The following is a 24558-nucleotide window of genomic DNA, read 5'->3' as shown; positions in this document are numbered from 1 at the left end:
GCCGCGCAGGGCGACGCCGAGCTGGAGCCGATGGAGGGCGCGCTCCGCGATCTGGCCGCCACGGACGGGGTCGAGCTGGCCGGCGTCACCGCCGGCGCCGTCGAGAGCGAGTTCCAGACGAGCCGCATCAGGGCGATGTGCGATCGGCTGGGGATCGACCTCTTCGCGCCGCTGTGGGGCGAGGATCCGGCCGCGCTCGCCGAGGCGATGTTCGCGGCCGGCTTCGAGATCCGGATCGTCCAGGTGGCGGCCTACGGCCTCGACGAGTCGTGGCTCGGGCGGCGCTACGACGCCGACGCCCTCGCGGAGCTGCTCGAGCTCCGGGAGGAGTACGGCGTCCATCCGCTCGGCGAGGGCGGCGAGTTCGAGACGTACGTGGTCGACGGCCCACACATGGATCGCCGGATCGACTTCGAGTACGAGGCCGTCTGGGAGGGCGACCGCGGCCACCTCGAGGTGACGGCCGCGACGCTTGAGACGGCGTGACGGCCGCGACGCTCGGGGAGGACTCCGCACGCCGGTCGGAGCCCGACGTCCCGAGGGATCCCGGAACCGCGGCGACGGTCCCCCGCCCGCGGGTGTGTCATTTTTTATCACGTGGCCCCGTCGTCAGTGACATGGACATCGACCGGTACCGCGAGGCGGTCGCTGCGAACCGACGAAAACACGGATTCGACGCCGTCGAGGGCGACGCGGACGGCTTCGATCGGCTCTGGAGCGCGCGCGAGGAGGACCCGACGGTCGGACACGTCTCCGTTCTCGCCACGGTCGTGGACGCGACCGACGACGATGCCGAGGACGTCGTCGCCGGCGCCGACCGGTTTCGAGAGCTGCTCGTCGAGCGGAGCGACGGAGGGGACTCCGCGACGCCGATCGGCTACGTCGCGTTCGCGGTCACGTCCCCCGGCGAGGACCTCGTCTCGGCCGCCACCTCCTACACCGTCGCCGAGCGTCGGACGAACGTGTTCCCGCTCGTGTACGATCTCGGGAACGAGCGGCTCCACACGCATCCCGTCCCGCGGCTCAAGGGTCGGGGGATCTACCGGAGACAGCGCGAGGACGCCGACCGGCTCTTCGACGTGTGAGCCGGGGAGGGCGATCCGCCTCGGGGACGGTCAGGGCCAGTTGCCGCCCTGCTCGTAGGCGTTCACGACCCGGCGGATCGCGACGACGTACGCGGCGGTTCTGAGGTTCGGGAGGTCCTCGCTCTCGTACGCCTCGACGATCCCGTCGAACGCCTCCGTGATGGTGCGCTCGAGCTCCTCGTTGACGCGCTCCTCGGTCCAGTGGAACCGCTGGCGGTTCTGGACCCACTCGAAGTACGAGACGGTGACGCCGCCCGCGTTCGCGAACACGTCGGGGACGACCCACGTTCCGCGGTCGGTGAGCACGTCGTCCGCGCCCGGCGTCAGCGGGCCGTTCGCCGCCTCGACGACCACGTCGGCCTCGAGGTCCGCCGCGAGGTCGGCGTCGACGGCGTTCTCGAGGGCCGCGGGCACGAGGAGGTCGACGTCGAGCGTCAACAGCTCCTCGTTGGTGATCGCGGCCGCGTCCTCGTATCCCGAGACGGCCCCCGTCTCGGCCTTGTGCGCTTTGACGCCACGGGCGTCGAGCCCGTCCGGGTCGTGTATCCCGCCGCTCGAGTCCGAGACGGCGACCACGTCCGCGCCGAGGTCCTCGATGAGGGCGGCCGCGACCGACCCGGCGTTGCCGTACCCCTGGACCGCGACGGTCGCGCCCTCGACGTCGCGGTCGAGCCACTCGAACGTCTCGCGGGCCGCGAGCATCGTCGACCGGCCGGTGGCCTCGACGCGTCCCTCGCTGCCGCCCGAATCGAGCGCCTTGCCCGTGATCACGCCGGGAGCGGTCGTGTTCTCCAGCGTCTCGTAGGTGTCCTTGATCCAGTTCATCTCCCGCTGGCCGGTGTTCACGTCGGGGGCGGGCACGTCCCGGTCCTCGCCGATGAGCGGGCGGAGCTCGGTCGCGAAGCTCCGGGTCAGTCGCTCCAGCTCGTCGGCCGAGTAGTCGGCCGGGTCGATCGCGATGCCGCCCTTCCCGCCGCCGTAGGGAACGTCGACGACGGCGCACTTGTACGCCATCCAGCCGGAGAGCGCCTTCACCTCGTCGCGAGTGACGCCGGGATGGTACCGGATCCCGCCCTTGTAGGGGCCACGGTCCCCGTTGAACTGTGAACGATACGCACGCACGGTCTCCAGCGAGCCGTCGTCGCGCTCGAACGTCAGGTTCGTCTCCAGGATCCGCTCCGGACGCTTCAGGCGCGTGAGGACCCCGTCGTCGGCGTCGATGTGCGCCGCCGCGTCGTCGATCTGCGCTTTCAGACTCTCGTAGGGGTTGGCCTCGTCGCTCATACTCGAACGTTCCCACCCCACGAGTTAACGGTGGCGGCCGCGGTCGGAATCGCGGCCGTCACGGGGTCAGTCCCCCGCGTCGTCGCGGATCCCCGCGGCCGCGGCGCGCTCGAGCACGCGTTCCGCCCGCGCGACGAGCGGCGCGTCGATCATCTCCCCGTCGACCTCGAAGACGCCACGGTCGGCTCGATCCGCGGCGTCGCGAGCGTCGAGAACCGCCTCGGCCCACTCGATCTCGTCGCTCCCCGGCGTGAACGCCTCGTTGATCGGCACGACCTGATCCGGGTGGATCGCCAGCTTTCCGTCGTACCCGAGCGTGGCCGCGAACTCGGTCTCCTCGCGGAGGCCCGTCTCGTCGGTGAAGTCGGTGTGGACGGTGTCGAGGGCGTCGACGCCCGCCGCGCTGGCCGCGAGGACGACGTGCTCGCGGGCGTAGAGCACCTCGGTCCCCTCGGCGGTCCGCGTCGCGCCGACGTCGGCCGCGAGGTCCTCCGCGCCGAAGACGAGCGCCGTCGTCGCCCCCGCCGCCGCGACCTCTCGGGCCGCGAGGACGCCCTCGGCGGTCTCGACGAGCACGAAGACGACGGGGTCGAGGCCGCGGTCGACCAGAAGCGTGCCCGCGCGGTCGACCGCGGCGGCCTCCTCGACCTTCGGGAGCATGACCGCGTCGAGCCGGAGCGGGTCGCCGGCCGCGTCGGCCTCCGCACCGCCGATCAGGGCGTCGAGGTCCGCCTCTGGCTCGTCCGCGGTCAGGCGCACGCACACCTCCGCGTCGGGCTCGAATGCGGGGTCCGAGAGGACCGCTCCCGCCGCCTCGCGAGCCTCGTCCTTCCGGGCCGGCGCGACCGCGTCCTCCAGGTCGAAACACAGGACGTCCGCGTCCGTCCGGGGCGCCTTCCGCATCAGTTCCGGCCGGTCGCCCGGCGAGAAGAGGAGGCTTCGTCGGGGCATGTCGACCGCTCGTCGCCGGGGCACATTAAATCGGTCGCGGTCGACAGCGATATGTGGGCGCCCGTGGAGGGGTCCGGCATGACGGGACGCTACTACGAGGAGTTCGAGGTCGGCGAGACGATCGAACACCGGCGACGGCGGACGGTGAGCGAGGCCGACAACCAGCGCTTCTGTGACATGACGATGAACGGGCAGCCGCTCCACCTCGACGCGGCGTTCGCCGCCGACACGCGGTTCGGCGAACGGCTCGTCAACGGGCTCTACACGATGTCGCTGGCGGTCGGCATCTCGATCCCCGAGACGACCGACGGGACGATCGTCGCCAACCTCTCGTACGACGACGTCGAGCACCCGAACCCCGTCTTCCACGGCGACACGATCCGGGCGCAGTCGACGGTGGTCGACAAACGCGAGACGAGCGACGGCGAGCGCGGGATCGTCACCATGCGCGTCGAGGCGTTCACGGTGGGCCGCGAGGGCGACGGCGGTGGTGGCGACGACGGTGACGGAGACGACGGTGGCGACGATGACAGCGACGACGACGTCCTCGTCTGTTCGTTCGAGCGGACGGCGCTCTCGTTGAAACGACCGGAGGGAGACGACGGCGAGACGGGCGTCGACGCCTAGCCGTCGGCGAGCAGCAGCCCGAGATACGACGTTCGGACCTGGTCGGCCGCGTCGAGGCCCAGTCTCGCGAGCGTCCCGATCGCGGCCTCCCGCGTCGGATCGATGGCGTCCTCGGCGTCGACCTCCCGTTCTATCTCCACGAACTCGCCGACCCCTTCGACGGCGTCGAGCGCGACGGTGAACTCCTCGAACCGCCAGTACTCCCGGCGCTTCTCGACGGTCGCGGCGGGGTCGAACCCGAGGCCGTCGAGGACCCCCGCGAGCTCGTCGCCGTCCGCCACGTCCGTCTCGTGTTCCGTGCGGGTCTTCGAGTCGCCGTCAAGCAGAGGCCCCTTGTAGGTGAGCCGGACCGCCTCCCCGTCGGTCGACGCGTCGCGGTGGGTATCTCCCCCGTCGATCGTCGTCTCCCGGCGGATCCGCAGCGCCTCGTCGGTCTCGGCGAACTCGCGGTGGGGCGCGTCGTAGTAGACGTCGCGCTGTCGGCGGGTCTCGCCGGGGTCGGCGTCGAGCTCGCGGAGCCGATCCCGGACGGTCTCGAGGTCCGCCGGGACCTTGATCTCGACCTCGTACATACGTCCGCGTCGCCGGCGGCGGTCAAAAGGGCGGCGGGACGTTCCGACCCGAACCGTGCGCCTTAAGAGTGTAACGGGTGATGTTCCGCTATGAGCGATCAGGAGCAGGCGGACGCGGCCGAGAGCGCCGAAGAGGCCGACGCCGAACCGGACGCCGAACCGGAGACCGAGGACGCCGGACTCGCCGACGGCGACTTCGTCCGGCTCGCCTACACCATCCGGACGGCCGACGACGGCGACGTCATCGACACGACCGACGAGGCGGTCGCCGAGGAGGCCGAGATCGACACCGAGGAGTACGAGTTCGAGCCCCGGATCGTCGCGCTCGGCGCGGGCCACGTCTTCCCGTCCGTCGAGGAGGAACTGACCGGGAAGTCCGTCGGCGACGAGGGAACGGTCGACGTGCCCGCCGACGACGCCTTCGGCGAGTACGATCCCGACGAGGTCGAGACGGTCAAGGCCGACAAGATCCCCGAGGACAGCCGCTACCCCGGCGCGCAGGTCCAGATCGACAACCGCCAGGGCCACCTCGAGACGATCATCGGCGGCCGCGCCCGCGTCGACTTCAACCACCCGCTGGCCGGCGAGGATCTCGAGTACGAGTACGAGGTGCTCGAGGTCATCGAGGACCGCGAGGAGAAGGCCGCCGGCATGCTCGGGATGTACCTCCAGGACGCGCCCGAGGTCCGGATCGAGACCCTCGTCGAGGAGGAGGAAAGCGTCACGGAGGACGACGACGGCGAGGAGGTCGTCGAGACCGAGGAGGTCGAGAAGGACGTGCTCTACGTCACGGCGACCCAGGCGATGCAGATGAACCAGCAGTGGATGTTCCAGAAACAGCAGATCGCCCAGGACCTCATGGGCCGGCTCGACCTCGACCGCGTCGTCGTCGAGGAGGTCATCGAGGGCGGCGGCATGGGCGGCCTCGGCGGCATGATGGGCGGCATGGGCGGCGCCGGTGCCGGCGACATCGAGGACGCGCTCGAGGACGTCGACGTCGACGCCGACGAGATCGCGGACGAACTGGACGCGGACCTCGACGAGGAGTAACCGCCCGTCGACGCGGCGTCGGATCGATCCCCTCGGCGCTCGAGGGGTCGGTCGGCCCGCGGACCGAACCGATCCTTTTGCGTACTCCCGCGTTCACGCTCGAGCATGGAGATCGAACGGGCACGCGAGGACGTCGTCGTCGCGGCCAGCGCGGGCGTCTCGACCGTCGCCGTCGCCATCCTCTCGCGTTTCGTCTCGGAGATCACGGTCGGATCGCTGCCGTCGCTCGCGCCGCTCGCCGTCTATTTCGCGTACCTCTTCACGCGCAAGGGCGGACCGTACGGACCGATCGACACGCCGCGGAACTGGGCGGCCCTCGCGGTCGCCGTCGGCGTCGTCGTGCTCGCGGTCGGAACGACCGGGGCGATCTGAGCGGTTCGGCCGCTCGGACCGCGGGCGGCGGCTCCCCTCGTCCGAGTCCGTCACCGCCGACGTCGGCCCTCGTCACGCGATGTCCCGGCTCGTGTCGACCGAGACGGTGTCGGTGAGCTTGAGCTTGACCGGCTCCTCGAGGGCCGCCCCGCCGCGGAACTTCGGGACCGCGAGGCGGTTCTCGATGGCGGTCCCCGTGACGACGGTCCGGAGGTCGAAGACGACGTCCGCGACCTGCTCCGTGACGACGCGGTTCCGGGAGCGTCCGCCGCCGGCCTCGAGCGCGTGGAGCACCGCGGTCGCGTCCGTCTCCCGCACTCGATCGCCGAGGTCAGAGAGCAGCGACCGGTAGCGCGGGGTCGACGCGTCCTCGAGCGGGCCCACGGAGTCGACGATCACGGTTCCGTCGTCCGGTACGGACGGAAGGAACCCGCGTGCGTCCTCGATCGGGCCCTCGCCGTGGACGGCCTCGACGACGGGATCGCCGGTCTCGACGGACGATCCGGAGAGGCCGCTCTCGACCGCGTCGGCGGACCGTACCGTCGTGAGATACAGCGTCTCCCGGACGCCGGCGAAGGTGTTCAAGAACAGCTCGGACTGGCTGGCCGGGTCGGCCGTCAACGCCACCACGCACCCGGCAGGGAGCCCGCCGTCGAGCTCCCTGTCCAGGACCGGGATCCCGGTCGGCAGCCGCTCCATGCCCCTCACTGACTCGCGTGGACGCTTGGCTCTGTCGATGGCGGCGCTGCGGCGCCGACCGGGCCCTCCGCCACGTCGTCGGTTCACGCGATCCGCCACCGGTCGCCGCCCGCGTGCGCCTCGACGAGCGCCGTCGCGGCCGCGTCGTACGCCGTCTCGACCGCCGCGGCCGCGAGCGGCACGGGAGGCCTCGACGGGACGCGTCCGAGCAGCGGGCAACCGAACAGCTCCGGAACCGCGGCCGGAACCGACCGCGTACGGGTGACGACCACGCCGAGCGGCGGACAGTCGAGCCGCCGAGCGATCGCCGCGGTCTTCGCCGCGTCACGCAGCGCCGGGCGTCGAAGCGGCGTCACCAACACGCATCGATCGGCCGCCCGAAGCGGGGCCGCCACGTCCGGCGACGCTCCCGCCGGGCAGTCGAGGAGGAGCGGGGTGTCCGCCGGAACGACGTCGTCGAGGTCGGCGAGGACGGTCGCCGCGTCGTGTTCGCGCGGCCGGTCCGGCGCGTCGAGCACGACGGGTTCGCGACGACCGACCGGGACCGATCGTTCCCCGCGGGCGACTCGAGTGACGCTCGGTCGACCCGTCCGCTCGGCCGTCCCGTCGGCGGACCCGCCCTCCGGCGTCGCGACCGGCTCGCCGGTCTCGTCGGCCAACTCCGCCAGGTTCGGGAGGTCCCAGTCGGCATCCGCGGCGACCACCGGCGCGCCGCGCCGCGAGAACGCGCGCGCGAGCCCCACGGTCGTCGTCGTCTTTCCGCTTCCGCCCTTTCCGCCGGCGACGGCTATCACGCGACGGGATGTGTCGCCATCCGGAATAAACGGAGGGGCGGTCGGGTCGGGCCGCCCGGATCAGTCCTGACAGCAGCCGCCAGCCTCGCCGCCGAAGTCGACGGCGAGCGGCTCCGAGATGGCCTCGTTGACCGCCTCGAGGCGGTCGGAGAGCTCGTCCTGGGCGTCGAGGAACTCGCTCATGGTCGGCATGGAGTGAAGTTCCTCCTGGGCGTTCTGGACGCGATGGAGGTCCGACTGGGTCGCGTCCCCGGTCTGGCGCGCCTGCATGAACTCGGCGCGGATCCGCTCGAACTCGTCGATGCGTTCCTGGACGTCCTCGTCGCGCTGGACCGCCTCGTGTGCCTCCTCGAAGCGCTCGTACTCGGGCGTGGCGGCGATCCGCTCGCCGAGTTCACGTCCGAGCTCCTCGATGGGGGCCTGTTCGACGCTCATGGGTTCAGTTACGGGCCGATCGGTTTCAACCTGCCGGAGGGAGTCCCGTGCCGGTTCGACGGCGACCGACGCGGACACGAGCCTTTTGACCGATCACGCCCAACGGACGGCCATGGTCGACGAGCCGGCGGAGAACATCAGCGGCGGTCCGGACGGCGGCGGCGAGATCGACGAGTTCGCGCCCGGCGACGGCGACTCCCGCGCCGAGGCGGTCGTGGACGCGCTCGGCGAGCTGTACTGGCGGAAGGCGTACGGCGGCCGCGACGGCTTCGAGTGTCTCGTCCGGACGATCCTCTCACAGAACACCTCCGACAAGGCGAGCCAGCCGGCACACGACTCGCTGATGGACCGGTACGGGCCGGCCGACCGGCTGGCCGAGGCGCTCGCGGACGCCGACCGCGACGAGCTCGCCGAGACGATCGCCTCCGCGGGACTGTACAACCGGAAGTCGGAGGTCATCGGCGAGGCGGCCGCGTGGGCGCTCCGGGAGTTCGGCTCAACCGAGGCGTTCGACCGCTTCGTCGCCGACGGCGACCCGAGCGAGGTCCGCGAGACGCTGTTGTCCGTCGACGGGATCGGCCCGAAGACGGCCGACTGCGTCCTGCTCTTCGCCGGCGGCCGCGGCGGCGTCTTCCCCGTCGACACCCACGTCCACCGGATCGCCCGACGGATGGGGTTGGCCCCGCCCGACGCCGACCACGAGGGGGTCCGCGAGGCGATCGAGGCCGCGGTCCCGCCCGAGAAGTGCGGCTTCGGACATACGGCGATGATACAGTTCGGTCGAGAGTATTGTACCGCGCGCGAGCCCGCGTGTCTGGACGACCCCGAAGCCTGTCCTCTCTATGACCTGTGTGACCGGGTCGGGGTGAACGAGTTCGACGGCACCGTCGTCGATCCGGGTGAGACGGTCGCGGCCGGCGACGACTGACGTCCCGGCCGGGACGTGAGGACGGTCGATCGGGGAAACGGCGGAGCGAGGACGCCTCCGACCCACCAAGCACTTACCGCGTCCCCGACGACCGACCGGCATGTCGACCACTGACCGTTCGAACGCGACGCGCGACCTCGCCGTCGGCGCGGCCGGCGGCGTCGCGGCGTACGTCCTCGGCTACCTGATCGTGTTCGTGACACAGCGCGGGCGGGTCGGCGAGTCGCTTCGGGGGATCAACTTCGTCGCCGACCTGATCGGCGGGGACCCGATCCCGCCGTGGAAGGCGGTCGGATGGGTGTTCTACAACGCGCACGTCGTCGCCACGGAGGTGCCGACCCCGCTCGGCGGGACGCAAGTGGTGAACTTCATCGCCGAGTCGGACGCCGGCTCGCTCGCGGCGATGTACCTCGTTCCGCCCGTCCTCCTGCTCGTCGCCGGCCTCCTCGTCGGACGCCTCGCGGGGGTCACCGAACCGGTCGAGGGCGCCCGCGCCGGCGGGCTCGTCGTGGCCGGCTACCTTCCGGTCGCGCTCGCGGGCGTGTTCGTCGTCGGCTACGCGATCGGCGACGGCTCCATCGCGCCGATCCTCCCGACGGCCGGTCTGATCGCGGGAATCGTCTATCCCGCGGTCTTCGGTGCCATAGGCGGCGCGGCCGCGGCGCTTCTCGCGGACGGGTAGGGGTCGAATAGAGAGCCGGACCGCTCGCTCGGGCGTCAGTACGCCCCGTCCTCGGGGTCGAACCGGTCGCCGTACTCGCGAACGGGGTCGACTGGCCGGCCGTCGTCGGTCTCGGGCGCGACGTAGTCGATGAACGACTCGACGTCGGGCTCCCGGACCCGCACCTCGACGTCGATGTCGCCGAGCTCGTCGGGGTCGCCGACGGCGAAGTTGACTGTTCCCTCGAAGGCCGCCTGTTTCTTCAACGCGAAGGAGAAGCCGTCCGCCGTCGATTTGCGGAGGAACACCCGGCGAGCGGTGTCGAGTATCTCCTGTTCGTGGAGCACGTCGGAGAAGGCGTCGAGCGTGTGCGTCTCCGCGACGAGGCGGCCGTCCTCGTGGGTCGGCTCGGCGTCGGGGAACACGTTCCGCACCGCGTCGGCGACGCGGTCCGTGACCTCGGTGTCGTTGACCGGCGCGACGATCCGGACGTCGACGCTGTAGATCACCGGCGACCACCGCCCGCGGGCTCGGCGTTCGACCCGGTCGCTCCCGATCCCGTTCCGGCGTCCACGTCGAGCACCTCGCGGACGCGCTCCCGGAACGCCTCGAGCGTCCCGGTGTTGTCGATCTCGACGTCGGCGCGCTCCAGCGTCTCGCCGAGCCCGAGGGCGATCTCGCGCTCGTCGCGCTCGCGGAGCGCCTCGAGGTCGGAGTCGGAGTCGTCGCGGCCGCGCTCGCCCAGCCGCTCGGCGCGGAGTTCGAACGGCGCGTGGACCGCCACGAGCGTGAAGTCGTCGCCGAAGGCCTCGCGGAAGCGCTCGAGTTCGACCGTGGAGCGGAGGCCGTCGACGAGCACGGTGTCGACGTCGCGTCCCTCGGCCGCCTCCCGGATCCGGGGGATCGTCCGGGCGGCGATGGCGTCGTCGCCCTCCTCCTCGCGGAGGAGTCCGGCGATCCGTCCGTGGTGTTCGGCCGGGTCGAGCCCCCGTTCGCGACACTCCTCGCGGATCACGTCGCCCATGACGACGACCGGGACGCCGGCCGTCTCGGCGACGTTCGCCGCCTCGCCCTTGCCGCTGCCGGGGAGGCCGACGGTACCGATGACGTTCATTACCGGGAGCTACCGGCGTCGCGGACTTAGGCTTGCTGTTGCGGGGTCGACGCCGGCGCGGCGGCACGAACCACGACGGTTTTTACCCGCCCGCCCGGATAGTCGGGGCGAGGGCACGTAGCTCAGCCAGGATAGAGCGTCGGACTTCTAATCCGACGGTCGTGGGTTCGAATCCCACCGTGCCCGTACAGCAAGGAGCGAAGCGACGAGCGAACCGGTACGTAGGGGATTCGAACCCTATCAGTCGCGCGCAGCGAACGGAGTGAGCGAGCACGTCTGATTTCGGTTCGAATCCCACTGTGTCCGTTCAGTTCCTCCACGACGATCCCGCCGTGTTCGTTAGCCGCGAGTAGTGTCATCGAACCGACTCGAACAACGTATTTATCCGTCGGTCGCGTCACCGCCTGCCATGAACCCTCCAGCACGACTCCTCGCCCGACAGAAGACGGTCGCCGCCCTCGTCATCGGCGCGCTGCTGGCGGTCGGGGTCGCCCTCTACTCGACCCTTCCAGAACAGATGGCGATCCACTGGAACGCCGCCGGCGAGCCGGACAACGTCGTCTCGAAACCGGTCGCGGTCCTGGCGATGCCGGCGGTCGTCGTGTTCATGAGCGTGCTGTTCGAACTCACGAACAATGACGTCGGCGAGCGTATCGTCGGGTCCCTGGCGATGCTCCTGCTTCTCGTCGTTCAGATGATGGCGTTCGGGGTGAACCTCGGGTACGACGTACCGATCGTCCCGATCACGCTAGCGCTGGCCGGCGGGATGGTGGCCGTGGCGGTTTGGGTCGAGACGAGATAGCGGGCGGCCGCGTCGCGACGCCGGGACCGCGGCCGCCACGGCGTGGTCTGATGAGGCCCCCGCGAGGACGTTGGCAGGTGCCGCTCTACGGCCCGGAGGAAGTGGTGAACCGCAGCCGGTACTCGTAGTACTCGCCGCCGTACAGGACCGTCCCCGATCCGCGGGCGGCGTCGCTGAAGGCGTCCTTCTCGACGTTCCCGTCGAGATAGGCACGCTCGTGGAGGGTCGTCAGCACGCCCCGATACCCCTCGGAGTACGGACGTGGCTCGTCGTACCCCTCTCCACGGGCCGACCGAAGGATCCTCGACTCCTCCGTGGAGAGCGCGTCGCGGGCGATCCGCGCGTCGACGAACTTGGCCCGGAGGATCGCCTCCATTCGTTCCGGACTCGTCGCGACGGGTTCCACGGTCGCGCGGTACACCGGCTCGTGGAACCGCTCCTCCGTGATCTCGACCGTGTACGCCGTCTCGCGGTAGACGACGCGGTCGGGACCGTCGTCGGACAGGAGGCGGCTCGTTTCGACGGCCTCCGCGGACCGGTACACGTAGCCGCCGCGCTGGACGAGCCCCCACGGGACGCCGCCCTCGTCGCCGCGGGCACGGGCGGCCATGTGTGCGATCTCGACGGCGCGTCGGTCGCCCTCGGGAAGCGCCTCCGTGGCGATCGCGTCGTCGTCGGTCGCGTCGTCGTCGATCCGGGTTCCGTCCGGGAGTCTGAGGACGGGACGGGTCTCGACGGCCTCGTCGACCACGACCGACCCGAGCCGATAGTAGGTCCCCTCGTCCCTGACGTACGTGGGGTCGTCGAGAGTGGAGAAGAACGGCCTTCGGTACTGCGTCGTGTACGTCGACACCTCGAGCGTCGTCCGGAACGCCTCCTCGGCGTCCGGCGGGCGGGCGTCGGCGAGGTCGATCACGTACCGTTCCCGGAGGGAGCCGCCCCGAGAAGCGATCGAGAGACGGAGGGATCGCTCGGCGGGATCGGTGGAGTCGCCGCTCCCGCCGGAGCCGAGCGGTCCGAGACATCCCGCGGCCGCGACGGCCGCGGTCACACACCCGGCACCCAACAATCGCCGTCTGGTCGTCGACTGCTCCGTCATACGTGGAGGAATCCCCGATCGAGTAAAGACGTTGGTATGACTCAAGCGGGGACTTGACTCTACGTCCGTCGCCGAGCGTGGGTTCCGGACTCGTCGAGTCACTTGGACGCGGGCGCGCCGGTGGAATTATGTCCGCACCCGCGGCATCGCCCGTATGGACGACACTCAGGTCGCGATCGTGACGGCGGCGGGAAGCGGCATCGGCGAGGCCTGCGCGCGGCGGCTGAACGACGACGGATACCGCCCGGTGTTGCTCTCTCCCTCCGGAAGCGCGGTCGACGTCGCGGACGACCTCGGCGGCGACGGCTTCGAGGGGTCGGTGACCGAACCCGACGATCTGGCGGCGCTCGTCGAGACGACTCACGAGCGCTACGGCCGGATCGATGCGGTGGTGAACAACACCGGCCACCCGCCCGCCGGCGACCTCCTCGAGGTCTCCGACGAGGAGTGGTACGAGGGGATGGACCTGGTGTTGCTGAACACGGTCCGGATGGCCCGGCTGGTCACGCCGATCATGGCGGAACAGGGGCGCGGGGCGATCGTGAACGTCTCGACCTTTTCGGCGTTCGAACCCTCGCCCGACTTCCCCGTCTCCTCCGTCCTGCGGGCCGGGCTCGGCGCCTACACCAAGCTCTACGCCGACCGATACGCGGCGGACGGGATCCGGATGAACAGCGTCCTCCCCGGCTTCACCGACAGCTACGACGTCGACGAGGAGACGAGGGCGGAGATCCCGATGGGTCGGGCCGCGCGAACCGAGGAGATCGCGGACGCGGTCGCGTATCTGCTCTCCGAGGAGTCGAGCTACGTCACCGGCCAGAACCTCCGCGTCGACGGCGGGATCACGTCGTCGGTGTAGGCGACCGAGCGGGGATCGCGGAGCGTTGACGCGGTACTACGCTGACCGAAACTCGTCGTTTCCGGCGCGGTGACCGCCGCCAAAGCCTCAGTCGCGAGGACCTCCGAAAGACGTTCCTGCTCGCTTCGCTGCGCGGGCTGCGACTTTCGTGGTCCCGCTCGCTCACGCTCGCGGGAATCGCGACTGCCCCGTGGAGTCCCACCCGACCGCCCCGCAACCGCACCTCACGCCTCCCCAGCCTCGTCAGTCGCCGCCGGCGACTGACTCCCTCGTGCGGTCTGCTCGCGCCCGTGCGGGCGCTCGCAGGCGCACGCCACCGCACTGATTGATCACTGATCACTGATCGCACTGGTTTCGTTGCGGAAGCGATCCGTGTCGGCAGGAGAGCCTCAGTCCGCGACGCTCGGGGTTCCGAGGTACTCCTCGTTGATCTCGTACTCGCCGTCGTCGTTCTCGATCAGGTACTCGCCGTAGTAGGGGACGCGGTTCGCGACGACCGCCTCGAACGTCTCCGCGATCTCCGCGCGACTCATCTCGCCCATCGACCGGAGGTCGTCGTTCCGGTTGAGACATCCCTTCAGGTACCCCTCGTGAGTGACGCGGACGCGCCCGCAGTTGGCACAGAACTCCTCGTTCTCGACGGGGTCGACGATCTCGACCATCCCGCCGCCCTCGCCGGGCGCGTCCTCGCCGACGAAGTATCGCTTCCGGTCGTGCATCTCGCGATGCTCGACGCGGTCCGCCTTCTCGGCGAGCCAGTCGTGGACCCGTCCGATGTCGACGTTCCACTCCGGTTTGCCCGTCAGTTCGGGCATGTACTCGATGAGCTGGAGCTGGAGCCCCTCGTTGTCGGCGACGTGCTCGACCATCTCCTCCACGTAGCCGGCGGTGTGGGTGAACACGACCATGTTGAGCTTCACCGGGTCGAGCCCGGCGTCGACGGCGGCCGTGACGCCCTCGAGCACCCGCTCGTAGGCGCCCGACTTCGTCACCTCCGCGAAGTCGTCGGGGTCGAGCGCGTCCTGCGAGACGTTGACGCGGTCGAGCCCCGCCGCCTTCAGGTCCGCGGCGCGTCCGGGCAGGAACGTCCCGTTCGTCGTCATCGAGACCTCCATCGAGTCCGGGGTACGCTCGACGATCTCCTCCAAGTCCTGGCGCAGCATGGGCTCGCCGCCGGTAAACTTCACCGAGTCGACGCCGTACCCCTCCACGACCTCCAGGAAGCGGACCACGTCGTCGGCGCTCATCTCGTCCTCGCTGGGCTCCATCGGGCCGCGCGTGTCGCCGAGACCCTCGTTGTGACAGTAGACACAGTCGAAGTTACACCGGTCGGTGAGCGAGACCCGAACGCCCGTCACCTCCCGTCCGAAGTCGTCCGCGAGCGGCTCGGCCATACTACCGGATACCCGCACGAACGTTTAAACATCCGGGTCGATGCGGGGAGAGCGTAACGATCGAACGTTACGTCCCGCCCCGATCGTCGACGCGATCGTGGTCGCGACCCCGGTCGTGACCGTCGACGCGATCGGTCGTCCCGCGGGCCGGCCACGCCTCGCCGGCGTACGCCATCTCCCAGAACGCCGCCTCCAGGCGGGCGCTCGTGAGGAACGCCTCGCGCATCGCGTCGCGGTGGCCGGGGTACGACTCGGCGTAGCCGTCGAGGAGGTCGCGCATCGAGGCGGTCTCGGCGCGGAACTCGTCGCTCGTGTACGTCTCGATGAACGGGATGTACCGGTGGTCCGCCTCGGCGAGCTCGGCCATGTGGTCGGCCACGTCGAGGTAGCCCTTCATACACGGGAACAGCGCGGCGACCGCGACGGCGACCGGGCGCTCGTGTGCCGTCCGGACGAGGAAGCTCGTGTACGCCTCGCACGTCGGCGCCTTCGTCGTCGTCCGGAGGTCGTCCTCGGTCACGCCGTACTCGGCCGCCAAGGAGCGATGGAGGTCGAGCTCCTCGTTCAGGACCGCGTCGGCCCCGCCGAGCAACGTCGCCATCGCGGCCTCCTCGCGCGCCTTCGCGCCCGCGACCGCGTACGCCCTGGCGTAGTCGAGGAGGTACCGGTAGTCCTGTTCGAGCCACCGTTCGAACGCGGCGTCCGCGAGGTCGCCGGCCGCGAGCTCGCACACGAACGGGTGCTCGAACTGCGCCGCCCAGATCTCCGATCCCGCGTCGAGGAGGGTGTCGCTGAATCCCATGGGATCGCGTTCGGACGAGGTGGATATAACCTTATGGTATTACTTAGTTATAGGAACGGTTCGGACCGCGATCGGGTTCGGGAGGTCGTCGCGGGTCCGCGAACGCGTGGCGTCGTCGTCCCGGAGTCCCGCGTTACGGGATCCGGACGGCGAGCCCGTCGACGGCGGCCCGCACGTCGCCGTCGAAGCCCGCCTCCCGGACGCCGGCTTCCATCTCCGTCTCGCGCCCGCCGGCGTGCGGATAGAGGTGCGAGAGCAGCAGCGTCCCGACGTCGACGTCCGCGAGCGACTCCCCGAGCGACGTCGGCGTCGGATGGTTCGAGACGTCGATCCCGTCGGGGAACGAGCAGTCGTGGACGAGCACGTCGCTGCCGTCCGCGAATCGTGCGAGCCCCGCGAACGCCTCGGAGTCGCCCGAGAGCGTGAGCGGCCCCTCGGCGGGGTCGACCTCGCGACTCGGCGGCGAGAACCGATACGCGAGACATCGCATGGAGTGGCGCGTCTCGCGGCCGACGACGTCGAACCCGCCCGCGGTGAACGGCCGGCCCGCCGGCACCTCCCGAACCGCGAGGTCGATCCGGCCGTCGAGGTAGTCGTGGACGTCGAGCAGGCCGTCGACGAGCGCCTTCGTCCCGGTCGGACCGACGACCTCGAGGTGCTCCTCGCCCGCCAGCCACCGCGCCTTCACGAGCGGGAGGAGCGCGGCGACGTGGTCGAGGTGGTGGTGCGTCAGGAGGACGGTCGAGACTCCCTCGTAGCCGGGGTCGGTGTCGGCGAGCCGCTGGAGCACGCCGCTGCCGCAGTCGACGAGCAGCGACCGGTCGACGTCGCCGTCGCGGTCCGTGAGGAGGTATCCCGACTGGACCCGGTCGGGAACCGGCATCGCGCTCCCGCTGCCGAGGACGGTGAGTTCCATGCGTGCCCCTTCACCGCCGCGGGCAAATACGTTGAGGACCGGAACCGGCCTACTTGATCAGGAACACGGGTACCGTCGAGTCGTCGGTGACGCGGTCGGAGACGCTCCCGAGCGACTGGATCCGCTCGCGCGGCGACTTCCCCTCCGGGCTCATCACGATCACGTCGATCCCGGCGTCCGACGCGTAGGCGACGATCTCCGTGTCCGGCGTCCCGTGTTCCACGTGCGTCTCGACGTCAAGTCCGGCCTCCCGCGCGTGCTCCGCGACAGCCGCGACGGCGGCCTCGCCCTGCGACTCGAGGTCCGCGACCACCTCCTCGTGGAGGTCGCTCGAACTCGCGTTCGCCACCCGACGGTCCACGACGTACAGCGCGTGGACGGTCGCGTCGTGATCGCTCGCCAGCGGGATCGCGTGATCGAGCGCGCGGTCGACCGCCTCGCTGCCGTCGGTCGGAACCAGAACGTCGTCGTACATACGCGACCGTTCGCGGGGGAGGGGAATAAGAATGGGGTCGGCTCCCCACCGCGTGGGGTTCCCCGGCGTCGACCGGTCGAGGACCGACCGGTCGGGTCCCTACTCCGCCCGCCAGGGGCCGCCGATCTCCTCGCGCGTCGCCGACTCCGCCTCCCCGCCCCTGAAGACGCTCACGCGACCGGTCTCCTCGCTCAGGGTGACGGTGGCGACCACCTCGGGTCTGACCGACGTCTCGATCGCGCTCATGTGTCGCGACCCCATCCACGGCTCGTAGGCGATGTCGTCGGCGAGATCGGCCTCCCCGCTTCTGGTTCCGAGGTCCCGGAACCGGACCATCTGTGATTCGACCTCGCCGTCGACGGCGACGACGATGCCGCCGTCACACTCGAGGCTCACCTCCTCCGCGGCCCCGACGAACGCGTCCTCCTCGAAGACGGACCGACAGCGGTCCCGCGGCCACCGGTTGTCGCCCATGGCGTCCGCGTACGACCCGTACTCGCGGTCGGCGACGACGGCGAAGTACAGCCCCGGCCCCTTCACGTGGGGCTCTCCCCACCCGTCGAAGTCGACGCTCACGTGTTCCGCACAGAACGTCAACCGGTCTATCACCTCCCGGACGCGCTCGTGAGTACCGTACTCGATGGCGAGACTACTCATCGCTCCTCCGTTCGATACCCGTCTCGTCGGCGACGACCGTCTCCATATCTCAAGGATGGACGGCCCGCATATAAGGGGTTTCGAGTCGGAGCCGCGGGCGACGCCGTCGACCCGGCCGGTCCGCCCTCACGGCCGCAGCAGGCCGGCGTCGAACCGGTCCGTCGCGAGGAGTCCGAGGCCGAACGCGACGGCGACGAGCGCGGGGAGGAGGTTGCCGAACCGGACGTTGATCCCGCCCCAGAGGATCACGAAGCTCACCATGTCGTCGAGCATGAACTCACACGAGGCCAGCCGCTCGCGGACGGCGTCCGCCTCGAACGCGCGATCCAGCGTGAACACGGCGACGACCGCCGACAACACCCAGCCGGCGTAGTTCGAGAGCGGCACGCCGTAGAACGCGCCGCCGCCGAACGTCCAGAAGCCGACGGCGACCGCGCCGGGGTCCAACACCACGTCCATCGCGACGACGGTCGCGCTCACGGCGACGAGCCGGATCGCAGTGCTCGAGGCGCGCCCGCCGAGGAGCAGCAGACAGAGCAGGTAGGCGTTGACCACGAGCGGGATGAAGAAGACCGGCAGCGCGAGGGGAACACCACCGAGCATCGGGCCGAGGTCGATCGCGTACTCGAAGCTACCGTAGGGCCACCCCGTCGCGACCCCGACGCTCTCGATGGCGTAGGTGTACGCGACGAGGACGCCGAGCCAGCCGGCCGCCCGCCGGTCGAAAAGCGGGAGGACGCCGACGGCGAGCGGCGAGCGCATCACGCAGACGCCGAACAGCACGAACCAGGGGTGGAAGGCGAACGGCTCGGGGATCCACCCCTCCGCGCTCCCGACGAGCGTGACCGCGCCGATCGCCGGGAACAACACGGCGATGGTGAACCGATTGTCGCGGACGATCCCGTCGAGAAGGCGCTCGGCCCCCTCGCGGGTGTTCGGTAGCCGGTCGCGGAGGGTACCCGACTCGGAACCCGCGGACGTCTCCGGGCCCGCGTCCGTCGTCGAGGGAGCGTCGTCGCTCATCCGAGGACCTCCCAGACGGGATACACCCGCCAGAGCCCGCCCATCGCGAGCAGCGTCCCGACCGCGGTGTTGAGCGCGGGGAACCACCAGTAGGCGCGGTCGACGGGGACCGCGGAGACCGACACCCACGCCACGAAGACGGGGTAGACCCCGAGAAGCGCGCCGATCCGGGCGTCGACCGCGGTGAACGAGAGCGCGGCGGCGGCCCAGCAGCCGAGACAGTAGGCGTAGGTTCGCGACTCGCCGAGCAGGGTCGCGGTCGTCCGGATCCCGGCCTCGCGGTCGGGCTCGATGTCGGGGATCGCGGAGAACGTGTGCATCCCCATCGTCCACAGCCACGCGCCCGCGAGCGCGGCCGTCGGCGGGGCCGCCCCCGCGACCGTCGCGTACGCGGCCGCGCCGGGGAGGACGTAGAGCCCGTTCGAGACGGAGTCGGCGAACGGGGTCGTCTTGAACCGCAGCGGCGGCGCGCTGTATCCCGCGGCGAGGACGAGGAAGCCGGCGAGGAAGGGCCACGCGACCCGCGGCGTGATCGCGAACGTTCCGGCCCCGAGGACAGCCGAGACGACCACGGCGGCGAGCGCGAGCCGGTTTCCCCGCCAGCGGGCCTCCCGGTCGTCCTTCTTCGGGTTGTGTTCGTCCACGTCGGCGTCGAAGAGGTCGTTGACGCCGTAGAGGTAGACGTTGGCCGGGACGAGGAAGTAGCCGGCGAGCGCGACCGTCGTCGGCGTGAACAGCCCCGCCACCCCGTCGATGCCGTACGTGACCCCGACCGCGACGGGGCCGGCGAGGTAGAGCCAGAAGCGCGGCCGCGAGAGCACGAGCAGGTACCGGAGGTGGTCGGCGAGGTCGGCCGCCCCGTTGCCGGCGCGGTCGAGGCTGGTCCCGTCGCCGGCGCGGTCGGCGTCGTCTCCGGCCTCGTCGTCCGCGGCGTCGAACCCGGTCACGGCTCTCAGATCGTGTCCGCGATCCGCTCGGCGGTCAGTCCTCCGCTTATCAGACACATCGGGACGCCGATGCCCGGCGTCGTGGTCCCGCCGACGAAGTAGAGCCCGTCGACCGCGTTCGAGCGGTGCGGCGGCCGGAACAGCGACGTCTGCCGCAGGGTGTGTGCGAGCCCGAGCGCGCTCCCGTCGTAGCTGTTGTAGCGGTCCGCGAAGTCCTCGACGCAGAACGTCTCCTCGAAGACGATCCGGTCGCGCAGCTCCGTCCCCGTGTTCTCCGCGATGTCGTCGAGCACGACCTCGCGGTACTCCTCGCGCAGCTCCGGGGTGTCCTCCAGGCCGGGCGCGATGGGGACGAGCGCGAAGAGGTTGCTGTGGCCCTCCGGGGCGACCGTCTCGTCGGTCTTCGAGGGGACACAGAGGTAGTAGGCGGGGTCGTCGGGCCAGGCGGGGTCGTCGAAGATCTTCGCGAAGTGCTCCTCCCACCGCGTCGGCAACACCAGGGTGTGGTGGGCGAGCTCCGGCACGTCGCCCTCGACGCCGAGGTACAGGAGGAACGCCGAGGGCGCGAACGTCCGCGACTCCCAGTACTCCTCCGTGTACTGCCGTTTCCGCTCCGGCAACAGCGCCTGCTCGGTGTGTGCGTAGTCCGCGTTCGAGACGACGATGTCGGCTAGATAGCGGTCGCCGCCCGCGGTGTCGACCGCGAACGCGCCGTAGCGACCCTCGATCCCCGCCACCTCCGCGTCCGTGACGAACTCGACGCCGAGCTCCTCCGCCAGCTCGACGATCCCGTCGACGACCGCGCCGATCCCCCCGTCGGGGTAGTAGACGCCCATGTTGAAGTCGACGTGGCTCATCAGGTTGTACAGCGCGGGCGTGTTCGTCGGCGACCCGCCGAGAAAGACCAGCGTGTACTGCATCAGCTGCTGGAGCTTCGGGTGATCGAAGTACCCCTCGACGTGGCCCTGCATCTTCCCCAGAAGCGAGAGCCCCCAGGAGTAGCGCAACACGTCGCGGTCGACGTAGTCGCGCAGGCGGGGGCGGTCCTCGTAGACGAAGTGTTCCATCCCGATCTCGTAGGTGCGTTCGGCCTCCTCGAGGTAGGCGTCGAGCGCGTCGCCCGCGCCCGGCTCGTACGCCTCGAACAGCTCCCGGTTGTGCGCCATGTCGGGGAGCACGTCGACCCGGTCGCCGTCCTTCCAGAACACGCGGTAGTGGGGGTCGAGGTGGGTGAGCGTGTAGTACTCCTCCGGCGAGCGGCCGAAGTGGCCGAAGAACCGCTCGAAGACGTCGGGCATGAGGTACCACGACGGTCCCATGTCGAAGCGGAACCCCTCGGCCTCGAGGCGGCTCGCGCGCCCGCCGAGCTGTTCGTTCTTCTCGAGGAGGGTGACGTCCGCGCCGGCGTCGGCGAGGTAACAGGCCGTCGAGAGGCCGCCGAAGCCGCCGCCGATCACGACGACGGACTCGTCGGCCACGGCGTCGATGTCGGGGGCCGCGTCCATATCCGATCCTCGGACGGGAGGCGTATAAATACCACCACGACGGCCGCGGTGGGTACCACTAAGTCGCCGTCGCCCCTACGGATCCCCGATGGAACCGACGGTCGCGATCACCGGGGCAACGAGCGGGATCGGGCGGGCGGTCGCCGAGGCGTTCGTCGAGGCCGGCGCGTTCGTCGCCGTCTCCGGCCGCGACGGCGCGGCCGTCGAGCGAACGGTCGCCGAGTTGAACGGGGAGACGAGCGAGGACGGCGCGGCCGGAGACGACGACGCTGGAGACGACGCCGACCCCGACGGCACCGCCTGGGGAGCCCGCGTCGACGTCCGCGACGAGTTCGACCTCGAGCGGTTCTTCGAGCGCGTCGCCCGCGAGGCCGGCCCCGTCGACGTCGTCCTCGCCAACGCGGCCGTCTTCCACGGCGCGCCCGGCGAGTCGCCGCTCGACGGGACCACCTACCGCGCGTTCGACGACGCGGTTCGGACGAACGCCCGCGGCGTGTTCGCCACGATACGCGAGGCGGTGCCACACCTCGCCGCGGACGCGCGCGTCCTCGTCCCCTCCGGATCGGTCGCCCACGAGTCCAAGGCCGGGATGGGCGCGTACGCGGTCTCGAAGGCCGCCGCCGAGGGGGTCGCCCGCGGCTTCGCCGCCGACCTCGACGCGACGGTCGGCGTCGTCGATCCGGGGCTCGTCGCCACCGACCTCACGGGGATGGAGCGCGCCCGCGACCCCGAGAGCGTCGCCCCGCTCTTCGTCTGGGCCGCGACCGACGCGCCGGCCGAGGACGTCGACGGCGAGCGCGTCGGGCTCCGCGAGTGGAAGAAGGCGACGCGGTAGGTCCGCCGCCCCCGCCTCGTCGGGAGGTTCCGATCGTGGAGCGGGCCCCGCTCGCGTCGGGAATCAGACTCGCGACACGCGATCGTCGACGCCGACCGCCGGCGGGTCCGCGGCCGTCGCCGCCACCGCGTCCATGAACGCGGTTCGGTAGCTCGACGGTCCGGGCGGGTTCGTCTCGGCCGCGCGCTCGCCGGCCAGTCCGTACGCCGTCGTCGCGACCAGCGCCGCCTCCGTCGTCGTCCCGACGGGCGCGTCGCTCCCGCGGGACGTCGCCGCGACCGTCCCGAGCGTGCTCGCGAGCATACACCCCGAGCCGACGAACGAGCCCATTCGCTCGTGGCCGACCGCGAGTTCGTACGCGCTCCCGTCCGCGCCGGCGACGACGTCCGTCGGTCCGGACGCCACGACGACTGCGCCGGTTTCGGCCGCGAGCGCGGTCGCGGCGTCCGCGACGTCCGACGCCTCGCCCACGGACTCGACGCCCCTGACCGTCGCTTCCTCCCCCGCGAGCCCGCGGACTTCCCCGGCGTTCCCCTTGATCACGTCGAACGTGACCGCGTCGAGCAGTCGACCGACGGACTCGACGCGGTGTGGGGTCGCGCCGTACCCGACCGGGTCGAGAACCACCGGAACGTCCGCCTCGTTCGCCCGCTGCCCGGCGTCGATCATCGCGTCGACGTCGGCCCGACCGGCCGTGCCGGTGTTCACCACGACCGCGTCCGCGCCGGCGGCCATGTCGCCCGCCTCGGCCGGCGCGTCGGCCATCACCGGGAGTCCGCCCCAGTGAAGGGTGACGTTCGCCGTCTCGCTCGTCGTCACGTCGTTCGTGAGGTGATGGACGAGCGGCGCGGTCTCCCCGACCGCGGACAGCGTCCGGCGGAGGGAGTCGGCGTCGAGGGCGGTAGTCGGGTCCCGCTCATCGGGCATCGGAGACCACCTCCCGGAGGGACTCGGTCGCGGCCTGCGGGTCCTCGGCGGCCGTGATCGCCGAGACGACCGCCACGCCGGCCGCGCCGGCCTCGACGACGCTCGCCGCGTTCCCCGCGTCGATCCCGCCGATCCCGACCGCGGGCACGTCCACCGCGTCGGCGACCGCGGCGATCCGATCGGTTCCGATCCCGTCGCGGTCGCCGGAGACGTCCTTCGAGTCCGTTCCGTAGACGGCCCCGACCCCGAGGTAGTCCGCGCCCGCGTCGACCGCCGCCGTCGCCTCCGCGACGGTCGACGCCGAGACGCCGACGATCGCGTCGGGACCCAGCCGCTCGCGGGCGACCTCGACCGGCAGATCGGCCTGTCCCAGGTGGACGCCGTCGGCGTCGACCGCCGCCGCGAGGTCGACGCGGTCGTTGACTATCAGGGGAACGTCCGCGTTCGCGGTCAGGTCGCGGAGGCGGCGGCCGAGGTGGTAACGGCTCCGCGCGTCGGCTCCCTTCTCGCGGAGCTGGACGACGTCGATCCCGCCGGCCAGCGCGTCGGCGACGATCGTCGGCGTCTCCCTGCCCGCCGAGTGCTCCGCCCCCGTCACGAGATACGTCCGCCACGACGACGGATCCGATGTCGTATTCATCGGTTGTATGTTTTAGTGGTCACGCAAAACGATTGCGGGAGGCCGACGGGAGGACGGCGTCGCCGGGGACGGAACGGAACGTGAGAGGGAGCGGAGGGTGAGGGAAGCGGGTTGTGAGGAGAACGGACCGAAACGGGGAGAGGGGGGAACGGCCGGCGAATAGCGGATCGAGACGGGGGGAGGTTCGGACGACGCTACTCGCCGTCCGCGACGTCCTCGATGACCTCGACGCTGCCGGTGAGCTGCCGGTGGACGTACGGCATGTCGATGCCGGCCTCGTCGAACGCCTCCTTCACCGCGGTGACGTACTCCGAGCGCACCCGGACGAAGTCGCCGCGGTCGGGCTCGTCGATCCACCAGCGCGACTGGAGCCCCACGGCGGAGTCGCCGAGTTCGACCACGCGGACCGACGGGGCGGGGTCGTCGAGGATCTCCGCGTGCGCCTCGGCCTTCTCGACGATGATGTCCGTCGCCCGTGCGATGTCGTCGTCGTAGCCGATGCCGAAGACGAACTTCTGGCGGAGCGTCTCGTAGGCGACCGGGTTCGTGACGGCGTTGTTCGCCAGGTCCCCGTTCGGCACCGTGATCCGCTCGTTATCGAAGGTGCGGATCCGCGAGACGCGGAGGTCGATGTCCTCGACGCGGCCCGCGTTGCCGTCCCACTCGATCCAGTCGCCGACCTCGAACGGCTTGTCCTTCAGGATGAAGACCCCGGCGACGAAGTTCCCCAGCAGGTCCTGCGCGGCGAAGCCGACCGCGAGCGCGATCGCGCCGCCGAAGACGGCGAACGCCGAGAGGAACGCGCCGTACCCCGCGAGCGTGAACCCGATCGCGATCGCCGCGACCCAGACGACCGCGTTCGCGACGCTCGACCCGAGGCTCTTGACCGCCTCGTCCAACCCGCGGGAGGCGATCGCCCGCTCCACGCCGGGCACGAAGACGACCTTCCCGAGCAGTAACACCGCGACGAAGCCGGCGACGAACAGGAACGCGGTGAACAGGAACCCCGCGATCGCCGCCGCGATCCCCGACAACCCGAACTGTAGTGGTATCATCGTCCACCCGTTCGGAGGGATATTTAAAGAAGCTACTGGCAGCGCAGTTG

General features: G+C 70.8%; 30 protein-coding genes and 1 tRNA gene. 11 read left to right on the top strand and 20 right to left on the bottom strand.

The genetic code is table 11. The annotated features are described in order from the left end of the window. The coding region (locus DJ70_RS00405) for a Dph6-related ATP pyrophosphatase (protein WP_094529020.1) at positions 1–486 on the top strand (486 nt) is incomplete at its 5' end. A 131-nt stretch (positions 487–617) separates the two neighbouring features. Continuing rightward, a complete protein-coding gene (locus DJ70_RS00400; RefSeq protein ID WP_094529017.1) occupies positions 618–1085 on the top strand; it encodes a hypothetical protein in 468 nt (155 codons plus the stop codon). 30 nt (positions 1086–1115) lie between these two features. Here the strand turns inward: DJ70_RS00400 and DJ70_RS00395 are convergent, their stop codons facing one another. Together DJ70_RS00395 and DJ70_RS00390 are read right to left on the bottom strand one after the other, a co-directional pair. Then, positions 1116–2369, bottom strand: coding sequence for a Glu/Leu/Phe/Val family dehydrogenase (locus tag DJ70_RS00395; RefSeq protein WP_094529014.1), 1254 nt, complete (start codon positions 2367–2369; stop codon positions 1116–1118). Positions 2370–2435: 66 nt separating this feature from the next. Beyond that, positions 2436–3320, bottom strand: a complete 885-nt coding sequence (locus DJ70_RS00390) for an HpcH/HpaI aldolase/citrate lyase family protein (protein WP_094529011.1) — start codon at positions 3318–3320, stop codon at positions 2436–2438. Positions 3321–3398: 78 nt separating this feature from the next. On the opposite strand from DJ70_RS00390, the gene DJ70_RS00385 reads away from it, so the two are divergent. Beyond that, positions 3399–3947 carry a MaoC family dehydratase gene (locus DJ70_RS00385; RefSeq protein WP_094529008.1) on the top strand — a complete coding sequence of 183 codons (549 nt, stop codon included), beginning with the start codon at positions 3399–3401 and terminating at the stop codon, positions 3945–3947. Here the strand turns inward: DJ70_RS00385 and cyaB are convergent. After that, positions 3944–4519, bottom strand: coding sequence for a class IV adenylate cyclase (gene cyaB / locus DJ70_RS00380; RefSeq protein WP_094529005.1), 576 nt, complete (start codon positions 4517–4519; stop codon positions 3944–3946). The genes DJ70_RS00385 and cyaB overlap by 4 nt on opposite strands. 90 nt (positions 4520–4609) lie before the next feature. On the opposite strand from cyaB, the gene DJ70_RS00375 reads away from it, so the two are divergent. Together DJ70_RS00375 and DJ70_RS00370 are read left to right on the top strand one after the other, a co-directional pair. Further along, positions 4610–5569, top strand: a complete 960-nt coding sequence (locus DJ70_RS00375) for an FKBP-type peptidyl-prolyl cis-trans isomerase (protein ID WP_094529001.1) — start codon at positions 4610–4612, stop codon at positions 5567–5569. 105 nt (positions 5570–5674) lie between these two features. Then, positions 5675–5941 (top strand): hypothetical protein, encoded by a 267-nt coding sequence (locus DJ70_RS00370; RefSeq protein ID WP_094528998.1) that lies wholly within the window; start codon positions 5675–5677, stop codon positions 5939–5941. Between the two features lie 72 nt (positions 5942–6013). Here the strand turns inward: DJ70_RS00370 and DJ70_RS00365 are convergent, their stop codons facing one another. From DJ70_RS00365 to DJ70_RS00355, 3 genes are all read right to left on the bottom strand, one after another. After that, the gene (locus DJ70_RS00365; protein ID WP_094528995.1) at positions 6014–6640 is read right to left on the bottom strand and encodes an RAD55 family ATPase; all 627 of its coding nucleotides are present in this window, start codon (positions 6638–6640) and stop codon (positions 6014–6016) included. Between the two features lie 83 nt (positions 6641–6723). Next, positions 6724–7434 carry a MinD/ParA family ATP-binding protein gene (locus tag DJ70_RS00360; RefSeq protein ID WP_094528992.1) on the bottom strand — a complete coding sequence of 237 codons (711 nt, stop codon included), beginning with the start codon at positions 7432–7434 and terminating at the stop codon, positions 6724–6726. A 60-nt stretch (positions 7435–7494) separates the two neighbouring features. After that, positions 7495–7869 (bottom strand): YlbF family regulator, encoded by a 375-nt coding sequence (locus DJ70_RS00355; RefSeq protein WP_094528989.1) that lies wholly within the window; start codon positions 7867–7869, stop codon positions 7495–7497. Positions 7870–7981: 112 nt separating this feature from the next. On the opposite strand from DJ70_RS00355, the gene DJ70_RS00350 reads away from it, so the two are divergent. Next, positions 7982–8797 carry an endonuclease III domain-containing protein gene (locus tag DJ70_RS00350; protein ID WP_094528986.1) on the top strand — a complete coding sequence of 272 codons (816 nt, stop codon included), beginning with the start codon at positions 7982–7984 and terminating at the stop codon, positions 8795–8797. 100 nt (positions 8798–8897) lie between these two features. After that, positions 8898–9479 carry a transporter gene (locus DJ70_RS00345; RefSeq protein WP_094528983.1) on the top strand — a complete coding sequence of 194 codons (582 nt, stop codon included), beginning with the start codon at positions 8898–8900 and terminating at the stop codon, positions 9477–9479. Between the two features lie 35 nt (positions 9480–9514). Here DJ70_RS00345 and DJ70_RS00340 read toward each other — a convergent pair whose 3' ends face one another. Next, a complete protein-coding gene (locus tag DJ70_RS00340) occupies positions 9515–9967 on the bottom strand; it encodes an RNA-binding domain-containing protein (protein ID WP_094528980.1) in 453 nt (150 codons plus the stop codon). Beyond that, the gene (locus DJ70_RS00335) at positions 9964–10572 is read right to left on the bottom strand and encodes an AAA family ATPase (RefSeq protein ID WP_094528978.1); all 609 of its coding nucleotides are present in this window, start codon (positions 10570–10572) and stop codon (positions 9964–9966) included. The genes DJ70_RS00340 and DJ70_RS00335 overlap by 4 nt, the downstream gene beginning before the upstream one ends. 111 nt (positions 10573–10683) lie before the next feature. On the opposite strand from DJ70_RS00335, the gene DJ70_RS00330 reads away from it, so the two are divergent. Both DJ70_RS00330 and DJ70_RS00325 read left to right on the top strand, forming a co-directional pair. Continuing rightward, positions 10684–10758 (top strand) — tRNA-Arg (locus DJ70_RS00330). A 223-nt stretch (positions 10759–10981) separates the two neighbouring features. Further along, entirely contained in the window at positions 10982–11374 is a 393-nt protein-coding gene (locus tag DJ70_RS00325; protein WP_094528975.1) for a DUF1648 domain-containing protein, read from the top strand. Between the two features lie 85 nt (positions 11375–11459). Here DJ70_RS00325 and DJ70_RS00320 read toward each other — a convergent pair whose 3' ends face one another. Further along, a complete protein-coding gene (locus DJ70_RS00320) occupies positions 11460–12473 on the bottom strand; it encodes a hypothetical protein (RefSeq protein ID WP_094528971.1) in 1014 nt (337 codons plus the stop codon). 154 nt (positions 12474–12627) lie between these two features. Here DJ70_RS00320 and DJ70_RS00315 point away from each other — a divergent pair, with 154 nt between their 5' ends. Further along, positions 12628–13332 carry an SDR family oxidoreductase gene (locus tag DJ70_RS00315; protein ID WP_094528968.1) on the top strand — a complete coding sequence of 235 codons (705 nt, stop codon included), beginning with the start codon at positions 12628–12630 and terminating at the stop codon, positions 13330–13332. Positions 13333–13721: 389 nt separating this feature from the next. Here DJ70_RS00315 and moaA read toward each other — a convergent pair whose 3' ends face one another. From moaA to DJ70_RS00275, 8 genes are all read right to left on the bottom strand, one after another. Beyond that, positions 13722–14726 carry a GTP 3',8-cyclase MoaA gene (gene moaA / locus DJ70_RS00310; protein ID WP_094528965.1) on the bottom strand — a complete coding sequence of 335 codons (1005 nt, stop codon included), beginning with the start codon at positions 14724–14726 and terminating at the stop codon, positions 13722–13724. 67 nt (positions 14727–14793) lie between these two features. Continuing rightward, positions 14794–15528, bottom strand: coding sequence for a thiaminase II (tenA, locus tag DJ70_RS00305; protein ID WP_094528962.1), 735 nt, complete (start codon positions 15526–15528; stop codon positions 14794–14796). Between the two features lie 133 nt (positions 15529–15661). Further along, entirely contained in the window at positions 15662–16444 is a 783-nt protein-coding gene (locus tag DJ70_RS00300; protein WP_094528959.1) for an MBL fold metallo-hydrolase, read from the bottom strand. Positions 16445–16493: 49 nt separating this feature from the next. Further along, the gene (locus DJ70_RS00295; RefSeq protein WP_094528956.1) at positions 16494–16919 is read right to left on the bottom strand and encodes a universal stress protein; all 426 of its coding nucleotides are present in this window, start codon (positions 16917–16919) and stop codon (positions 16494–16496) included. 99 nt (positions 16920–17018) lie between these two features. Continuing rightward, positions 17019–17576, bottom strand: a complete 558-nt coding sequence (locus DJ70_RS00290) for a diadenylate cyclase (protein ID WP_094528954.1) — start codon at positions 17574–17576, stop codon at positions 17019–17021. Positions 17577–17702: 126 nt separating this feature from the next. Beyond that, positions 17703–18599, bottom strand: a complete 897-nt coding sequence (gene cruF, locus DJ70_RS00285) for a bisanhydrobacterioruberin hydratase (protein WP_094528951.1) — start codon at positions 18597–18599, stop codon at positions 17703–17705. Further along, positions 18596–19546 (bottom strand): prenyltransferase, encoded by a 951-nt coding sequence (locus DJ70_RS00280; protein ID WP_094528949.1) that lies wholly within the window; start codon positions 19544–19546, stop codon positions 18596–18598. The genes cruF and DJ70_RS00280 overlap by 4 nt, the downstream gene beginning before the upstream one ends. 5 nt (positions 19547–19551) lie before the next feature. Further along, positions 19552–21051: a phytoene desaturase family protein gene (locus DJ70_RS00275; protein WP_094528946.1), complete on the bottom strand. Its 1500-nt coding sequence runs from the start codon at positions 21049–21051 to the stop codon at positions 19552–19554. An 88-nt stretch (positions 21052–21139) separates the two neighbouring features. Here DJ70_RS00275 and DJ70_RS00270 point away from each other — a divergent pair, with 88 nt between their 5' ends. Beyond that, positions 21140–21886, top strand: a complete 747-nt coding sequence (locus DJ70_RS00270; RefSeq protein ID WP_094528943.1) for an SDR family oxidoreductase — start codon at positions 21140–21142, stop codon at positions 21884–21886. A 63-nt stretch (positions 21887–21949) separates the two neighbouring features. Here the strand turns inward: DJ70_RS00270 and thiM are convergent, their stop codons facing one another. From thiM to DJ70_RS00255, 3 genes are all read right to left on the bottom strand, one after another. Then, the gene (thiM, locus tag DJ70_RS00265) at positions 21950–22813 is read right to left on the bottom strand and encodes a hydroxyethylthiazole kinase (RefSeq protein ID WP_094528939.1); all 864 of its coding nucleotides are present in this window, start codon (positions 22811–22813) and stop codon (positions 21950–21952) included. Next, a complete protein-coding gene (gene thiE / locus DJ70_RS00260; protein WP_094528936.1) occupies positions 22803–23453 on the bottom strand; it encodes a thiamine phosphate synthase in 651 nt (216 codons plus the stop codon). Before thiE ends, thiM begins: the two co-directional genes overlap by 11 nt. A gap of 194 nt (positions 23454–23647) precedes the next feature. Continuing rightward, positions 23648–24508, bottom strand: a complete 861-nt coding sequence (locus tag DJ70_RS00255; protein ID WP_094528933.1) for a mechanosensitive ion channel family protein — start codon at positions 24506–24508, stop codon at positions 23648–23650. Positions 24509–24558: the final 50 nt, after the last annotated feature.

It is taken from the genome of Halorubrum halodurans (assembly GCF_002252985.1).
Classification (GTDB): Archaea; Halobacteriota; Halobacteria; order Halobacteriales; family Haloferacaceae; genus Halorubrum; species Halorubrum halodurans.
Note: the sequence above shows the minus strand (reverse complement) of the source record. Positions and strands in the feature narration are given on the sequence as shown.

What these genes read in the sequence shown, in the direction of transcription:
- DJ70_RS00290 (WP_094528954.1), bottom strand. Translation starts at nt 17,576, where the DNA reads ATGAGTAGTCTCGCCATCGAGTACGGTACTCACGAGCGCGTCCGGGAG.
- moaA (WP_094528965.1), bottom strand. Translation starts at nt 14,726, where the DNA reads ATGGCCGAGCCGCTCGCGGACGACTTCGGACGGGAGGTGACGGGCGTT.
- DJ70_RS00270 (WP_094528943.1), top strand. Translation starts at nt 21,140, where the DNA reads ATGGAACCGACGGTCGCGATCACCGGGGCAACGAGCGGGATCGGGCGG.
- DJ70_RS00355 (WP_094528989.1), bottom strand. Translation starts at nt 7,869, where the DNA reads ATGAGCGTCGAACAGGCCCCCATCGAGGAGCTCGGACGTGAACTCGGC.
- DJ70_RS00365 (WP_094528995.1), bottom strand. Translation starts at nt 6,640, where the DNA reads ATGGAGCGGCTGCCGACCGGGATCCCGGTCCTGGACAGGGAGCTCGAC.
- DJ70_RS00325 (WP_094528975.1), top strand. Translation starts at nt 10,982, where the DNA reads ATGAACCCTCCAGCACGACTCCTCGCCCGACAGAAGACGGTCGCCGCC.
- thiM (WP_094528939.1), bottom strand. Translation starts at nt 22,813, where the DNA reads ATGCCCGATGAGCGGGACCCGACTACCGCCCTCGACGCCGACTCCCTC.
- DJ70_RS00370 (WP_094528998.1), top strand. Translation starts at nt 5,675, where the DNA reads ATGGAGATCGAACGGGCACGCGAGGACGTCGTCGTCGCGGCCAGCGCG.
- DJ70_RS00350 (WP_094528986.1), top strand. Translation starts at nt 7,982, where the DNA reads ATGGTCGACGAGCCGGCGGAGAACATCAGCGGCGGTCCGGACGGCGGC.
- DJ70_RS00385 (WP_094529008.1), top strand. Translation starts at nt 3,399, where the DNA reads ATGACGGGACGCTACTACGAGGAGTTCGAGGTCGGCGAGACGATCGAA.
- DJ70_RS00395 (WP_094529014.1), bottom strand. Translation starts at nt 2,369, where the DNA reads ATGAGCGACGAGGCCAACCCCTACGAGAGTCTGAAAGCGCAGATCGAC.
- DJ70_RS00275 (WP_094528946.1), bottom strand. Translation starts at nt 21,051, where the DNA reads ATGGACGCGGCCCCCGACATCGACGCCGTGGCCGACGAGTCCGTCGTC.
- cruF (WP_094528951.1), bottom strand. Translation starts at nt 18,599, where the DNA reads ATGAGCGACGACGCTCCCTCGACGACGGACGCGGGCCCGGAGACGTCC.
- cyaB (WP_094529005.1), bottom strand. Translation starts at nt 4,519, where the DNA reads ATGTACGAGGTCGAGATCAAGGTCCCGGCGGACCTCGAGACCGTCCGG.
- DJ70_RS00255 (WP_094528933.1), bottom strand. Translation starts at nt 24,508, where the DNA reads ATGATACCACTACAGTTCGGGTTGTCGGGGATCGCGGCGGCGATCGCG.
- DJ70_RS00315 (WP_094528968.1), top strand. Translation starts at nt 12,628, where the DNA reads ATGGACGACACTCAGGTCGCGATCGTGACGGCGGCGGGAAGCGGCATC.
- DJ70_RS00335 (WP_094528978.1), bottom strand. Translation starts at nt 10,572, where the DNA reads ATGAACGTCATCGGTACCGTCGGCCTCCCCGGCAGCGGCAAGGGCGAG.
- DJ70_RS00300 (WP_094528959.1), bottom strand. Translation starts at nt 16,444, where the DNA reads ATGGAACTCACCGTCCTCGGCAGCGGGAGCGCGATGCCGGTTCCCGAC.
- DJ70_RS00295 (WP_094528956.1), bottom strand. Translation starts at nt 16,919, where the DNA reads ATGTACGACGACGTTCTGGTTCCGACCGACGGCAGCGAGGCGGTCGAC.
- DJ70_RS00375 (WP_094529001.1), top strand. Translation starts at nt 4,610, where the DNA reads ATGAGCGATCAGGAGCAGGCGGACGCGGCCGAGAGCGCCGAAGAGGCC.
- thiE (WP_094528936.1), bottom strand. Translation starts at nt 23,453, where the DNA reads ATGAATACGACATCGGATCCGTCGTCGTGGCGGACGTATCTCGTGACG.
- DJ70_RS00345 (WP_094528983.1), top strand. Translation starts at nt 8,898, where the DNA reads ATGTCGACCACTGACCGTTCGAACGCGACGCGCGACCTCGCCGTCGGC.
- DJ70_RS00400 (WP_094529017.1), top strand. Translation starts at nt 618, where the DNA reads ATGGACATCGACCGGTACCGCGAGGCGGTCGCTGCGAACCGACGAAAA.
- DJ70_RS00320 (WP_094528971.1), bottom strand. Translation starts at nt 12,473, where the DNA reads ATGACGGAGCAGTCGACGACCAGACGGCGATTGTTGGGTGCCGGGTGT.
- tenA (WP_094528962.1), bottom strand. Translation starts at nt 15,528, where the DNA reads ATGGGATTCAGCGACACCCTCCTCGACGCGGGATCGGAGATCTGGGCG.
- DJ70_RS00390 (WP_094529011.1), bottom strand. Translation starts at nt 3,320, where the DNA reads ATGCCCCGACGAAGCCTCCTCTTCTCGCCGGGCGACCGGCCGGAACTG.